The organism is Enhygromyxa salina, assembly GCF_002994615.1.
In the GTDB taxonomy this organism is placed as follows: domain Bacteria; phylum Myxococcota_A; class Polyangia; order Nannocystales; family Nannocystaceae; genus Plesiocystis; species Plesiocystis salina_A.
Genome location: NZ_PVNK01000137.1, coordinates 1 through 13776, shown reverse-complemented (window position 1 = coordinate 13776; position 13776 = coordinate 1). Strand labels below are relative to the sequence as shown.

Below are 13776 nucleotides of genomic sequence, written 5' to 3'. Positions count from 1 at the left end.
CCCAACCACCTCCTTCGATCCAAAAAACAACCAACCCCACCATCCCCTATGCTGGATGAGTGAGGACCGGTCGAAACGCGGGCGATACCCCAACCCAACCCCCCCGCGAGGGGGACGACCCCGCGACGCGAGATCGCGCGGTGTTCGACTCGCTCGAGCCCGACAGCCACGATGAAGTCCGGGTCCCGAGCATGCTCGAGCGCCTGCTCGAGACCGGCCTGCGCCCCGACGACTCACGCCTCCAGGAGGTCTTCCGCACGCTCGAGAACGCCGACGCCCGCGCGATCGACTTCGACTCGTTCTCGACGGTGATCGGCCCCTGCCGCGGGTTGATCGAGCGCGCGCTCGCGGGCCGCCTGACGATCCCCGACTTCTCGGCGTTCACGGCCGAGGTCGCAGCCTTGTTCGAGCACAGCCTCGAACGCCGCGACGGCACGCTCGCCAACTACATCCCTCAGCTCGCCCGCGTCGACCCCGAGCACTTCGCGGTTGCGATCTGCACGGCCGACGGTCAGATGTTCTCGATCGGCGACGCCAACCTGGACTTCTCGGTCCAGTCCTGCGCCAAGCCGCTGATCTACAGCCTCGCCCTTGAGGAGCACGGCGCCGAGCTGGTCCACCGCTACATCGGCCGCGAGCCGAGCGGACGGGGCTTCAACGAGCTGTCGCTCGACCCCGACGGCAAGCCGCACAACCCGATGATCAATTCGGGCGCGATCATGGCCTGCGCGCTGCTCCAGCGCGGCCAGGACATCGCCGATCGCTTCGAGTTCGTGCTCGACAGCTTTCGCAGGCTCGCGGGCGGCCGCAAGGTCGGGTTCTCGAACGCGGTGTACCTGTCGGAGCGACGCAGCGCCGACCGCAATTTCGCCCTCGGCTACCTGATGCGCGAGCACAAGGCCTTCCCCGACAACACCCAGCTGATCGAGACCCTCGAGTTCTATCTCCAGTGCTGCTCGGTCGAGGCCAACGCCGAGGTCATGGCCGTGATCGCGGCGACCCTGGCCAACGCCGGGGTCTGCCCGACCACGGGTCTGCGTCAGCTCGAGCCCGCGACCGTACAAAATTGCCTGTCGCTGATGTCGAGCTGCGGCATGTACGACTTCTCGGGCGAGTTCGCGTTCACGGTCGGGCTCCCGGCCAAGAGCGGGGTCTCGGGGGCGATCATCGGGGTGGTCCCCAACGTCCTGGGCTTTTGCTGCTGGTCGCCACGCCTCGACGAGCATGGCAACAGCGTCCGCGGCCTCGACTTTTGCCGGCGCCTGGTCGAGGCCTACAACTTCCACGCCTTCGACAACCTGACCGGGATGTCCGAGAAGAAGGACCCGCGCCTGACCCGGGCCCAGGGCTTCGCCGACGACGCGGGCCAGGTGACCTGGGCCGCGAGCTTCGGCGACCTCAAAGGCATCCGCCAGCTCGTCGCGCGCGGGGTCGATCCCGAGCGCGGCAATTTCGACGGTCGCACCGCCTTGCACCTCGCCGCGGCCGAGGGGCAGATCGAGGTCGTCGAGTACCTGTTGAGCCTCGGCGTCGAGCCCCGGCCCGTCGACCGCTTCGGCAACACGCCGCTCGATGACGCGCGCCGCGAGGGCCACGACGAGGTGATCAAAGCGCTGGCAAGCCGTGACAGCCGCCAGGACTGAGTCCCGCTAGGAAAAACGGGCCCGAGACCCTATGATCAGGCGATGGCGAGCGCGGGTGAGGAGGATGCCGTGGTCGGCGGTCGGCTCAACCGATTTCTTGGCCGCGCGATCATCTCCGTCGCGTCCTTGATCATCGGCGTACTGATCGGGTTCTCTCTTCGCTTTCGCGCGCCGATCGAGGCCTCACAAGTCGACGAGCCCCCGACGGCGCTCGGCGAAGCCTCAGATGTCGCGGCCCCCACGGCGTCCCCGGGCGGCGAGGCAGAGCCCGAAGCGGCCCCGCCTGCCGAGGGCGAGACCCCCGACGAGCCCGAGACCCCCGACGAGCCCGAGACCCCCGACGAGCCCGAGACCGAGACCGAGACCGAGATCGAGGTCGAGGTCGATCCACCAGCGATCGAGGGCCAGCTGACCGCCGAGGTCCGGGACATGAGCGGCCCCCGCACCAAGGCCGACATCCGCGCGGTCGCCAAGCGCCGGGCTCACGAGATCGAGCGCTGCGTCGGTCAGCACAGCGAGGGCCTCGAGCGCGTCCGCCACCACTTCCAGACCTCCGTGACCGCGGCCGGCGAGCTCTCGGCCAGCCTCTTGCTCCAAGGCGTCAACCCCGAGCTCGACGCCTGCGTCAAGCAGGCGCTCGAGGGCTGGAGCTACGGCGCCGCCAGCGACGCCAGCTTCTTCAAGCTGAAGCTGATCTGGACCGCGCCCTGAGGGCTCAGTCCTCGACGAACTCGCGCAGCTGCTTCGAGCGCTCGGCCTTGCGCAGCTTGCTGAGCGCCTTGGCCTCGATCTGCCGGATCCGCTCGCGGGTCACGGAGAAGTCCTTGCCGACCTCCTCGAGCGTGTGATCCGAGGCCTCGCCGATCCCGAAGCGCAGACGCAAGATCTTCTCTTCGCGCGGGGTCAAGCTGGCGAGCGCCCGACGGGTCTCGTCGGACAGGTGGCGATCGACGACGCCCGACCCGGGGTCGAGAGCGTTCTTGTCTTCGATCAGATCTCCGAGGCTCGAGTCGCCGTCTTCGCCGAGCGGGGTCTCGAGGCTGATCGGCTCCTTGGCGATGCGCAGTATTGCGCGGACCTTCTCGACGGGCATGCCCATCTTGGTCCCGATCTCCTGGTGGGTCGGCTCGCGGCCGTACTCCTGGACCAGCTGCCGGGTCGTGCGGATCAGCTTGTTGATGCTCTCTATCATGTGGACCGGCACGCGGATCGTGCGGGCCTGGTCGGAGATCGCCCGGGTGATCGCCTGACGGATCCACCAAGTGGCGTAGGTCGAGAACTTGTAGCCGCGCTGATACTCGAACTTGTCGACGGCCTTCATCAGCCCGATGTTGCCCTCCTGGATCAGATCCAGGAATTGCAGCCCGCGGTTGGTGTACTTCTTGGCGATCGAGACGACGAGGCGAAGGTTGGCCTCGACGAGCTCGGCCTTGGCCGCCTCGCGCTCGCGCCGAGCCCGGCGGAGGTCGTCGTAGAGCTTGACGAGCTCGCTGGCCGAGACGCCGAGCTCCTGCTCGACTCGACGGATGCGCTTGTTGGCGACCTTCATCCGCGAGATCAGCTCGTGGAGCTCCCACGGGTGGAGGCCGAGCTTGCGGCAAAGCTTGAATTCTTCTTGCTCGCGGAGGCGGACGCCCTCGAAGGTCGAGCGGAGCTCGTCGAGATCGACGCCGGCCCGACGCTCGCAGTCCTGGACCTCGCGCAGCGCCCGGCGCACGTTCTCGACCGTCTCGCTGAGCTCCTCGCTCATCTCCTCGATCGACTTCCGGCTCAGGCGCATGTCGATCATCGACCGAACCGCGGCCTCGTGCTGCTCGTCGCGCTTGGCGACGAGCTTGTCGCTCGGGCTCTCACCCTCGGGCAGCGGCTCGCGCAGCTTCTCGTCGAACTTGTCGAGCTCGCGCTGGTGCTTGCGCAGGCGCTTGAGCTGGACCCGCATGTTCTCGACCGCGGCCTCCTGGCCCGTCGGCTCCTCGGCCTGACCGGGACGCTTCTCGTCGGTCTTGGCCGGGATCACGAACGCGTCTTTGACCCGCACGAGGCTGCGGTCGACCCGATCACACAGGTCGACCACGTAGGGGATCGCAATCGGGCTGTGCAAGACGATGTCGACGACTTTGTTCTCGCCGGCCTCGATTCGCTTGGCGACCTCGATCTCGCCTTCGCGGGTCAGCAGCGAGATGGTGCCCATCTTGCGCAGGTACATCCGCACGGGGTCGACGCTCCGTCCGCGCTCGTCGATCAGGCGGGGCTTGGCCGCGGCTTTTTTGGATCGGCTGGTGCTTGCGCGCGGCTTGGTGGAGCTCTGGCTGTTGGTCATGAACACCCTCCTGGGTGGAACGAATCGGCTCGTGTGGGCACCCGACGCACGCGGCGCCAGACTCGGCCCGAGCGGCCTCGTGTTGCGTCCCCCTTGCGCCAGCGAGGACGCCAGGGAGCGTGGGGGTCGAAGTGGGGGGACGAAACGGTGTGCAGGTATATCCGCAAAGCGCCGCCAGGCCACTGTGCACGCGTAGAGAATGCGCGACGCGGAGATGGCGACGATCGGCGTTCGGAGCAGGTCTGGGCCGCGGCCAACGCCCGCGTGGACCACGCCGAGCCCAGCGGGCGCGCGCGCGCCTCGGGATCGACGGCCTGACCTTCGGGCCTGCGATCCCGATCAGGGGCGCGAGCGAACTCGCGGCGTGGTTCGATGTCCACGCGAATCGGCTCCACCGGTTCGATTCGCGCATCCTACCCCAAGGTGGGTTCGATCGCTTCGAGAGTGACAAAAGCTGCGGTGCGGCATCCCACGCGACGCGGCCTCGGTCGTCAAACCACGCGCTTCGCGGCTGCCCCGGGCGCGATTTTGGGGATCCAGGCCGGCTCCGAAAGCAAGTCGCGGGCCACGGATCTCGGATCGCTCCCACTTGGTGCGCCCTGGTCGGCGAGACCGCTCTCACGTAGTTGCGAAGGGCGTGGCCCACGAGCCGGATGGGTCAGCCAAACGCGCCGCAACAGCGCAGGTTGCGCTTTCGGACTGTCGGCGACCCTCATGCGCCAGCCCCCAATCGGGCGGGTCCCGCGAGGTACACCCAATCGCGCGACTCACGATTCGGGCCAGTCCGCGCGATATCCAGATTGTACCCTTGGCGATATTCGTGACCAGCGCACGCCCTCGCAGCCAACGATTGACAGACGCCCAAGAGTGCCCGTTTAATGGCCAGGAGTGGATGATCTGGCCGAGCGCTTCGCCCGTGCCGAGCGGCAGGGACTCATCGACCTTGTCCGCGCACGCCCGGGCATGCCAATTTCCGAATTGCTCGCGCTGCTCGAGGGTGGCCGAACGGGCCGCCTGCTCGGGACGCTGACCCTCGGCGAGTGCCGCGACGGCACAGCGGACGAGCAGTCGATCAAGCTCCACAACAAGGCCAAGCAACGCGCCGCGTACGACGCTCGGATCCTCGACGCCCTCCGCGAGGCCGACGAGCCGCTGTCGCCAACCGAGGTCCGCGAGCTCGTCGGCGGCTCCCCTGATCAGGCGCGCACCGCCCTCCAGCGCCTCGCTGCGGCCAAAAAGATCACGCGGACCTGGAAGTCCCGGGGCCACGGCTATCGCCTCCGCTAGCGGAGGCCCCGAGAGCTCACACTCCCGGCTCACAACGAGGCTCACGCGGACGCCGCAGGAACCACGATCCTTGTATAAGGATCGGCTCCGACCCCCAAAACTGCACAAAACTCCGCGATTTCACTGTAGGGTCCCGCGGTGATCTGGACCTCTCGGGCAACCTGGCTGGCGATCGCGTGCGCGACAGCCACGCTCCTCGGCTGCCGTTCGCGCAAGAACGTCGCCGAGCACATCCTCGCTGACCCCGCCCAAGGCCTGGCCACGGCGCGCTGCGGTGGGGCCGGGCAGATCGTTCGCCCGCTGATCATCGAGTGGCCGGCGACCGACCGCGCGTCGCTCGAGAGCCGCCTTCGCCGCGGCCTGGTCGTGATCCGCTACGACAGCTGCGTGGTCGAGGTCCTGCGTGACTGCGCCGCGCCCGAGGGCGCCTACGACTACCTCGGGATCACGCGCAAGAACGACCGCCTGGCGATCCGCACGGCCGACGAGCTCTACTTCAACATGCCGCTGACCGCGGTCAAGCTCGAGGCCAAGCTCGAGAAGGCCGGCGAGCTCAACGTCGAGATGGCGCTGGTCGGCAACTACGAGGCCCAGCGGGCGCGCTTTGACATCTCCGAGCTCCAGGGCCGCTGCCAGGGCGCGACCCACGTGATCGCGGCGGCGCAGGTCGGGGCCTTCGAGTTCTACACTGGCGCCGCGGCCGAGCTCAGCGCTGGGGTCGAGGTCGAGAACGTCGCGGGGGCCGGCGGCGCGAGCACGGCCAGCCGCGAGATCCTCAACCGCGACGGGGACGCGAGCGCGTGCGAGCGCTCGACGCCAAACGACAGCGCCCCGCCAGCCGAGTGCGGCGCGCTGCTGCGCCTCGAGCTCAGCGCCCTCGACGGCATCGCCCCGACCTGTCAGCCCGGCAGCGTCTGGAACGGCAGCGCCTGCGTGACCACCCAGCGCGCCGAGGCCGAGGCCCAGCAAGAGCGCGACGCGGCCAAGGCCCAGGCCCAGCAAGAGCGCGAGGCGGCCAAGGCGGCCAAGAAAAGCGAGAACGAGGAGATCGCGTGGCAGCTGTGCGCGATCCAGATGCAGTGCGAGGCCGAGTCCTCAGGCATGCTGCCGCCCGAGGGCGACGCCTACCAGCGCCAGATGCGGGCGTGTACGGGCATCACCAAGATCATGATCAACGACTACACCCGGCCGCAGGCGCGCAAGTGCATCGCCGACGCGCCGACGATGGGCTGCGCGGCGTTCGAGACCTGCGTGACGGGCCCCGAAGACGAGCCCGACCCCGACTGGGACACCGATCTCGACTCCGACTGGTGAGACGAACATGGCGCGGGTCGAAGGGTCGGCGAGCTCGCGCGCGGTCTGCCGCGACTGTGGCTCGGCGATCCAGACGGGCGAGCCTCGCTTTGGCCGCGATGAGGGGCCCCCGGGAGCACGCCGAACACGCTGGCGACACCTCGCGTGCGCGGCTCAGAGCATGCCCGACGCGCTCCTGCGCGCGCTCGAGCTCGGCGGCTGGCCCTCGGTCCCGGACGACGACCACGCCGAGCTGCGCGCGCTGATCGAGCGGGCTCGATCGGGTCAGCTCAGCGAGCCCTCGGGGGCCTCGATCTCGCTCGCGTCCGCGTCGATCAGCGGGTCGCTGCGACCGCGCCAGGCCGAGCGCTCGAGCTCGGCGATGGCCGCGGCGGCCGTGCTCGAGCCGGCCCACGACGCCGAGCAGCTGTCGCCCGAGCAGGCGCGCGCGTGGGTGTTTGCCGACGCGCTCCAGGCCCGCGGCGACGGCCGCGGCGAGCTGCTCGCGCTCGAGCTCGCGGCTGAACACACCGACGACCCCGCCCACGCCCGCCTCCTCCAGCGCGAGCACCGAGCGTGCTGGCGAAGCTTCGCCGCGCCCCTGCGCGCGTCCCGGAGCCTGCGCCTGCGCTGGGTCGGGGGCTTCTTGCTCGGCGCGCATCCGCAGGACCAGCACGAGCTCCACCGCCTGCTCGCGTCGCCGGCCGCGGCCGAGCTCGAGCGCGTCCGCGTCGACTTTTGCACCCAGGAGGAGCTCGAGCGCCTCGTCGGCGCCGCGCGAGCGCACGCCCGCCCGCTCGCGGTCATCGAGCTGCCCAATTCGCGCCTGAGCGGGCTCGGCCCCCTGACCACGCTCGACTCCCTGCGCCTGCTTCGGGTCGGCGATCGCTTCAACCCGGCCGTGCTCGCCAGGCTCCGGGGCCTGCGCGGGCTGGCCCTGCTCGGCGCCGATCAGGCGGGGGCCGAGGCGCTCGCGGCCGCGCCCGCGCTCGAGCTGCTCGACCTGACCCGCGTCGACCTTGGCCGCCTCGACGGCCTCGCCGCGCGGCTCCCGAGCCTGCGCCGCCTCAGCCTCGAGCGCGTCGACCTCGACCGCGGCCTCGGGTGTCTCGCCGGCGCCGAGCAGCTCGAGACCCTCCGCCTGCCCGAGTCGCCCCTGCGCGAGCTCGGCCCCCTGCCCGAGCTCCCCCGCCTGCGCGAGCTCCTGGTCACGCCGGGCAACCTCCGCCTCGTCCGCGAGCTCGGCGCGCTGACCAAGCTCGAGCGCCTCGCCCTGTCCGGCAACAACGTCGGCGAGCTCGACACCCTGACCAAGCTCGAGGCCTGCGAGCACCTGGCCCTGCGCGGGGCTCGGACCACGGCCCTGTCGCGGCTGCGTCACCTGCCGCGGCTGCGCAGCTTGTCGATCGTCGGCGGGGACATGCGGCGGAGCTCGGGGCTCGAGCGCCTGATCGAGCTCGAGCAGCTCAGCCTGGCCAAGCTCGCCAACCTCGACCTCGGCGCGCTCGCCAACTTCGAGCGCCTCGACACCCTGGTCCTCGCGCCCGGTGGCCGACGCCCAAAACAGCTCGAGACCCTCGCCACGCTCCCGAAGCTGCGCCGACTGAGCGCGCCGCTCGAGCTAATCGCGAGCGCCCCGCGGCCGGCGCGGGTGCTCGCCAACATCGAGGTCCTCGAGCTCGGCGACGCCGGCGTCCCGCCCCCGTCCTTGCTCCGCCAGCTCCCGAAGCTGCGCCGCTTGCTGCTGCCCGGGCGGGATCCGCTCGAGCTCGAGCGCGTCGCCAAGCAACACCCCGAGCTCGCGGTGTTCGGCGAGACGGCCCCGCGAGATCTGCTCGAGCGCCGCGATCCCTTCGACTGGCGCAACGTCGGCTGGGCGCCTCACGCAGGTTGCTCCCTTTGACCTGAGATCCCCGTCACCGCCTCGTGGACGGTCGCCCACTGCCGCCCCTCCCCGAGCCGCTCGCTCAGGCCCGAGCGCGCCATCATGTCGCGCACGGGCCCCTTGACCCCGGCGAAGTGCAGCGTGACCCCGCGCGCCGCGAGGGTCTCGTCGATGTTCCCGAGCGCGGTGTCGGCCGAGCTGTCGAGGCGGTTGATCGCCTTCGCGTCGATCACGATCGCCCGCGTATCGGGGGCCTCGTCGAGCAGGCCCTCGATCGTGCGCTCGAGGAATTCGACGTTGCCAAAGTAGAGCTGCGCGTCGACCCGAAGCACGATGACGCCCGCGGTCGCTACGGCCTCGGGGCAGCGCGAGACGTCGCGGTAGTCCGTGGTCCCCGGCATCCGGCCAAGGACGACCGCGTGGGGCCGCGCCTGCCGGGCCGCGAACCACACGACCGAGGCCCCCACGCCGATCGCAATGCCCTCGACGATCCCGAGGGCCAAGGTCCCCGCGAAGGTCAAGATCAGCAGGGCGAGCTCGGTCCGCTCGAGCGTCCACAGCTTGCGGATCATCGCGAGGTCGATCAGCCCGAACACCGCGGTCATGATGATCGCCGCGAGCACCGCCTTGGGCAGGTAGTAAAACAGCGGGGTCAGCAGGACCAAGGTCAGGACCACGACGCCGGCCGTGATGAGCCCGGCGACCTGGGTCCGCGCCCCGGCCTGGGCGTTGACGGCCGTGCGCGAGAACCCGCCCGCGACCGCGTAGCCGCCAAACAAGCTGCCGAGCAAGTTGGCCGCGCCGAGCCCCGTCAGCTCGCGGTTGGCGTCGATCCGCGGCGCGCCCGGTTCGGCGTGTTTGGCGACGACGGCCTTGCCGACCGACACGGCCTCGAGGAAGGACACGAACGCGATCGCCAACGCCGTCGGCGCGAGCGCCCGCATCGCGGCCAGATCGAACACGGGCAGCGCCGGCCGCGGGAGCCCGCGCGGGACCTCGCCGACGATCGCAACGCCGCGCGCGTCGAGGCCCAGCGACCAGACCAGCAAGGTCCCGACGAACACGACCGCGAGCGCGCGCGGGAACTCGGGCCGCAGGCGCTTGAGCACGACGAGGCTCGCAACGCTGGCGACCCCGATCCCCAGGGTCGGGAGCGAGGTCTCGGCGATCCGGCGCCCGGCCTCGTAGACGACCTCGTGCACGCGGCTGCTCCCGGTCAGGTCGATGCCCAGGAGGTGCTTGAGCTGCGACAGCCCGATGATCAGCGCCGCCGCCGAGGTGAACCCGCTGATCACCGGACGCGACAAGAAATTGACCAGAAAGCCGAGCCGCGCGAGGCCCATCGCCAGCTGCGTGAGCCCGACCATGGCCGCGAGCAGGATCGCAGACGCGACGTAGCTCGGGCTCCCGGCCGTGGCGATCGCGCCGACGCCGACCGCGACCAGCAGCGAGTCCATCGCGACCGGGCCGACCGCGAGCTGGCGCGAGCTGCCGAACACCGCGTAGGCCAGGAGCGGGACCGTCGCCGCGTAGAGCCCGTGGATCGGCGGGAGCCCGGCCAGCATCGCGTAGGCCATGGCCTGGGGGATCAGCATGATCGCCGTCGTCAGCCCGGCGCGCGCGTCGGCGGGGAGGTCGGCGCGGCGGTAGCTCGGCAGCCAGGTCAGGATCGGCAGCCAGGATCGCAGCCGGCCTCCAGTGAGAGCGCTCATGCTCGTTCATTGTGCAGGTGGCGGGCCAAGCTGCGGGCGAGCGGATCAGCGCAGGCGGCCCGATCGACCGCGTAAGTCGCGGGCCCCCCGTTGCACACGTTGCAACGCCGCGCCGGGCCGGAAACAATGGCCGCGCATGCGCCTCGACCCGATCCCCGTCCCCGCGCAGCTCGAGGTCATCGACTTCCACGGCATCGTGACCAACTCGCCGCGGATGCTGGAGTTCTTCGAGCTCCTGCGTCGGGCCGCACGCAGCGACGCGAGCATCTTGATCCGGGGCGAGAGCGGGACCGGCAAGGAGCTGGCCGCGGCCGCGGTCCACCGCCTGTCTCGGCGCCGCGCGGCCCCCTTCAAGGCGATCAACTGCGCGACCTTGACCCCGGAGCTCGCCGCCTCGGAGCTGTTCGGGCACGTCCGCGGGGCCTTCACCGGGGCGATCCGCGAGCGCGCCGGGCTGTTCGCTTCGGCCAACGGCGGGACCGTGTTCCTCGACGAGGTCGCCGAGCTCTCGCCCGACATCCAGGCCCGGCTCCTGCGGGTCCTGCAAGAGCGCACCTTCGTGCCGGTCGGGGGCACCGAGCCGACCCAGGTCAACGTCCGCCTGCTCGCGGCGACCAACAAGTCGCTGCGCGACGAGGTCGAGCACCGCCGCTTCCGCGAGGACTTGATGTATCGGATCCGGGTGGTCCCGATGTTCCTGCCCCCGCTCGTCGAGCGCGAGGGCGACATCGAGGCCCTGACCTGGCACTTCATCAAGCAATTCAACGCGCGGTCCGAAGCCCGCGAGCGCGACACCGACGACGAGCTGCCCTGGCGTCGGCTCGAGGCGATCGCCCCCGATGCCCACGCCCGGCTCCTGGCCTACCAGTGGCCCGGCAACGTCCGCGAGCTTCGCAATGTGATCGAGTATGCCTTCGCGATCGGCGAGGGCCCGGTGCTCGAGGCCCACGAGCTCCCGCCCGAGCTGCGCGGCGAGCCCCCGCCGCGGGCCACCCGTGCCCATCAACACTCCATGTCGCCCGAAGACGACGAGCGCGCGCGGATCATCGAGGCCCTGCGGATCGCGGGTGGGCTCAAGAGCCAGGCCGCGGAGCTGCTCGGCATCAGCCGCACGACCCTGTGGCGGAAGATGCGAGAGTACAAGCTCGACGGCTGAGCTGTGACCGCCAGCTCCGATGCGCCGGGTCCTGGGATCGGGCATCATCGTAGCCATGACCCGTCGTCTGGCTGTTGGCATTGGTGTGATCTCCGCGTGTGTCCTCGGCTTCGGCCCAGCCTGCACGAGCGACGATGACGGCGGGAACGATCAGGCCGAGGCCGCGACCGAGAGCGAGGGCGACTCGGGCGACGGCGACTCGGGCGACGGCGACGGCGACCCCGGCGATGGCGACGGTGATCCCGGCGACGGTGACGGCGACTCCAGCGCGCTGACCTACTACAAGGACGCCAAGCCGATCCTCGACGCCAACTGCGTGACCTGCCACGTCGAGGGCGGCATCGGCCCCTTCGCGCTCCAGACCTGGGCCCAGGTCGAGCAGTGGGCCCCGATCATCGCGCCTTCGATCGCCGATCTGAGCATGCCCCCGTGGCCGCCCAACCCCAGCTGCAACAGCTACGAGGACGAGCGCCTGCTCGGCATCGATGAGCGCGAGCTCCTGCTCGAGTGGATCGACGCCGGGTTCCCCGAGGGCGACCCCGCCGACGCGCCGCCCGATCCCGAGCCCCCGGCGCCCTTCGAGGCCGACTTCAGCGTCAGCTTGCCCGAGCCCTACACGCCCACGCAGGTGCCCGACGACTACCGCTGCTTCGTGATCCCGTGGCCGGACTCGCTGACCGAGCCGACCTACGTGACCGCGCAAGTCGTCGAGCCCGATCAGCTCCAGCTCGTCCACCACGTGATCAGCTTCGTCGCCGACCCGGACGACGCCGACTTCTACATCGGCCTCGACGAGGCCGACCCCGCGCCGGGCTACGAGTGCTTCGGCGGGCCTGGCAAGCTCGACTGGACCGCGCGCTGGCTCGGTGACTGGGTCCCGGGCATGGACGCCTGGTACGCGCCACCCGGCAGCGGCATCGAGGTCCAGCCGGGCTCGTCGCTGATCGTCCAGGTCCACTACAACAACCTCAACGCCGAGCCGGTCGCCGACCAGACCACCCTCGGCTTCCAGATCAGCGACACCGTCGAGCGCCCCGGCACCTTCGTGCCCGTGACCAAGTTCGAGTGGATCGCGGGCTTTGGCAACATGACGATCCCCGCGGGCGAGGCCAACGTCCACCACAGCGCGACCCTCGACCGCGAGCACGAGCTGTTTCAGTACACGCTCGCGAGCCTCGGCGTCGGTCCGAGCGAAGAGGTCGACGTCTGGCGCAGCGCCTTGCACATGCACCTGCTCGGGACCCAGGCCAGGCTGTCGATCACCCAGGACAACGCGAGCGAGGACTGCCTCGTGCAGATCGACGACTGGGACTTCAACTGGCAGGGCGACTACATGTTCAACGAGGCCGTGCCCTTCGGGGCCGGCGACACCATGCAGCTCGACTGCTGGTACGACAACACCGAGGCCAACCAGCCGATCGTCAACGGCGAGCCCAAGCAGCCCGAGACCGTCGGCTGGGGCGACGGGACCTTCGACGAGATGTGCCTCGGCATCATCTACGTGGCCCGCAAGTAGGCGTCGCGCGCCTGCCCGGATCCGCGCAGGTGCAGCTGACGCCGGACGCGGTGACGGTCAATCTCGTCCGTCACCGGCCGGCGCCTGGGCCTAAATCAGGCGCTGAATTGAACAAGCTGAATGGTTTCGTGCGAGTACGAGGCCTGTTTGAAAGGCCCCTTGAAGACGAGAAGACCTGAGTCGAGCGCGCAGCGCTCGACTCAGGTCCAAGAGCCCGCGGGTCACAGACCGGGCGGACGGGGCGGGAACGGGACCCCACCGGGTCCACCGGGGATGCCGCCGCCAGACCCGTCGGGATCACCGGGGTGCGGCCCGGGGTCGGGCGACATGCCCGGGAACCCCGTCGGCAGGCCGCCCTCACTTCCGCCACAGCAGGCCGAGGCCAGGCCTGAGCCGGAGTCGCAGGTCACGGCCGCGCACATCGGAGGGAAGCTGACGTCGGGCGAGCCGCACCCGACCCCGGCGTCGAAGAACAGCGTGCCCTCCGAGCGACCGGCGCAGTAGTCCTCGGCGATCACACAACGATCGAAGGGCTCGGGATCGTCGCCCTCGATGCACTGGGTGAAGCGTTGAATCCGAACGTCGCCGAACCCACAACCCGACCGGCAGTTGTTGTCGTTGGGGTCACAGCTGCGCGCGTAGATGCGGTCGAGGCCGAGGGCATGGGTGACGTCGTGGTGTATCGCGCCGCCGTCCCAGATCGGCTTGGCCAGGCCGTCGGACGAGAGAATGTGCAGCGCGATGTGAATGGCCTCGTGCATGAACCCAATAAACATGTACCCGGCGACGACCGCGTCGACCTGGTCGGCGGGCACGCTGTCGGCGATGTTGGCGAGATCCTGGTTGAACGCGTCCTCGTTGATGCCGATGTCGGCGGTCAGGAGCTCGCCGTCCTCGTCCCAGCGCGTTCGGGTCTCGAGCGGGCTGTCGCTCCGGGCCCCCCCGAGCGGCAGGCCCCCGGGGC

At 70.2% G+C, this 13776-nt stretch carries 9 protein-coding genes and 1 pseudogene; 7 read left to right on the top strand and 3 right to left on the bottom strand.

Annotated features, from left to right (window positions below; translation table 11 throughout):
* Positions 1 to 59 precede the first annotated feature (59 nt).
* The gene (gene glsA / locus ENSA5_RS14145; RefSeq protein ID WP_146155692.1) at positions 60 to 1643 is read left to right on the top strand and encodes a glutaminase A; all 1584 of its coding nucleotides are present in this window, start codon (positions 60 to 62) and stop codon (positions 1641 to 1643) included.
* Positions 1644 to 1685: 42 nt separating this feature from the next.
* Entirely contained in the window at positions 1686 to 2354 is a 669-nt protein-coding gene (locus ENSA5_RS37665; protein ID WP_106392182.1) for a hypothetical protein, read from the top strand.
* 4 nt (positions 2355 to 2358) lie between these two features.
* Here ENSA5_RS37665 and rpoD read toward each other — a convergent pair whose 3' ends face one another.
* A complete protein-coding gene (gene rpoD / locus ENSA5_RS14135) occupies positions 2359 to 3963 on the bottom strand; it encodes an RNA polymerase sigma factor RpoD (RefSeq protein WP_106392184.1) in 1605 nt (534 codons plus the stop codon).
* Positions 3964 to 4926: 963 nt separating this feature from the next.
* Between rpoD and ENSA5_RS14130 the strand changes: the two genes are divergently transcribed.
* The 3 genes from ENSA5_RS14130 (at position 4927) to ENSA5_RS14120 (ending at position 8446) form a co-directional block, all read left to right on the top strand.
* Positions 4927 to 5250 (top strand): hypothetical protein, encoded by a 324-nt coding sequence (locus ENSA5_RS14130; protein WP_146155690.1) that lies wholly within the window; start codon positions 4927 to 4929, stop codon positions 5248 to 5250.
* Between the two features lie 138 nt (positions 5251 to 5388).
* The gene (locus tag ENSA5_RS14125; RefSeq protein WP_106392180.1) at positions 5389 to 6564 is read left to right on the top strand and encodes a hypothetical protein; all 1176 of its coding nucleotides are present in this window, start codon (positions 5389 to 5391) and stop codon (positions 6562 to 6564) included.
* A 160-nt stretch (positions 6565 to 6724) separates the two neighbouring features.
* Positions 6725 to 8446, top strand: coding sequence for a leucine-rich repeat domain-containing protein (locus ENSA5_RS14120; protein ID WP_181197745.1), 1722 nt, complete (start codon positions 6725 to 6727; stop codon positions 8444 to 8446).
* On the opposite strand, the gene ENSA5_RS14115 is transcribed toward ENSA5_RS14120, so the two are convergent.
* Positions 8425 to 10140, bottom strand: coding sequence for a SulP family inorganic anion transporter (locus ENSA5_RS14115; RefSeq protein WP_106392178.1), 1716 nt, complete (start codon positions 10138 to 10140; stop codon positions 8425 to 8427). The genes ENSA5_RS14120 and ENSA5_RS14115 overlap by 22 nt on opposite strands.
* Before the next feature lie 136 nt (positions 10141 to 10276).
* On the opposite strand from ENSA5_RS14115, the gene ENSA5_RS14110 reads away from it, so the two are divergent.
* Together ENSA5_RS14110 and ENSA5_RS14105 are read left to right on the top strand one after the other, a co-directional pair.
* Positions 10277 to 11296: a sigma-54 interaction domain-containing protein gene (locus ENSA5_RS14110; RefSeq protein WP_106392177.1), complete on the top strand. Its 1020-nt coding sequence runs from the start codon at positions 10277 to 10279 to the stop codon at positions 11294 to 11296.
* A 55-nt stretch (positions 11297 to 11351) separates the two neighbouring features.
* Positions 11352 to 12812: a monooxygenase gene (locus ENSA5_RS14105; RefSeq protein WP_146155689.1), complete on the top strand. Its 1461-nt coding sequence runs from the start codon at positions 11352 to 11354 to the stop codon at positions 12810 to 12812.
* A gap of 221 nt (positions 12813 to 13033) precedes the next feature.
* Here ENSA5_RS14105 and ENSA5_RS37660 read toward each other — a convergent pair.
* Positions 13034 to 13776: pseudogene (locus tag ENSA5_RS37660) on the bottom strand (hypothetical protein); the annotation flags it as partial.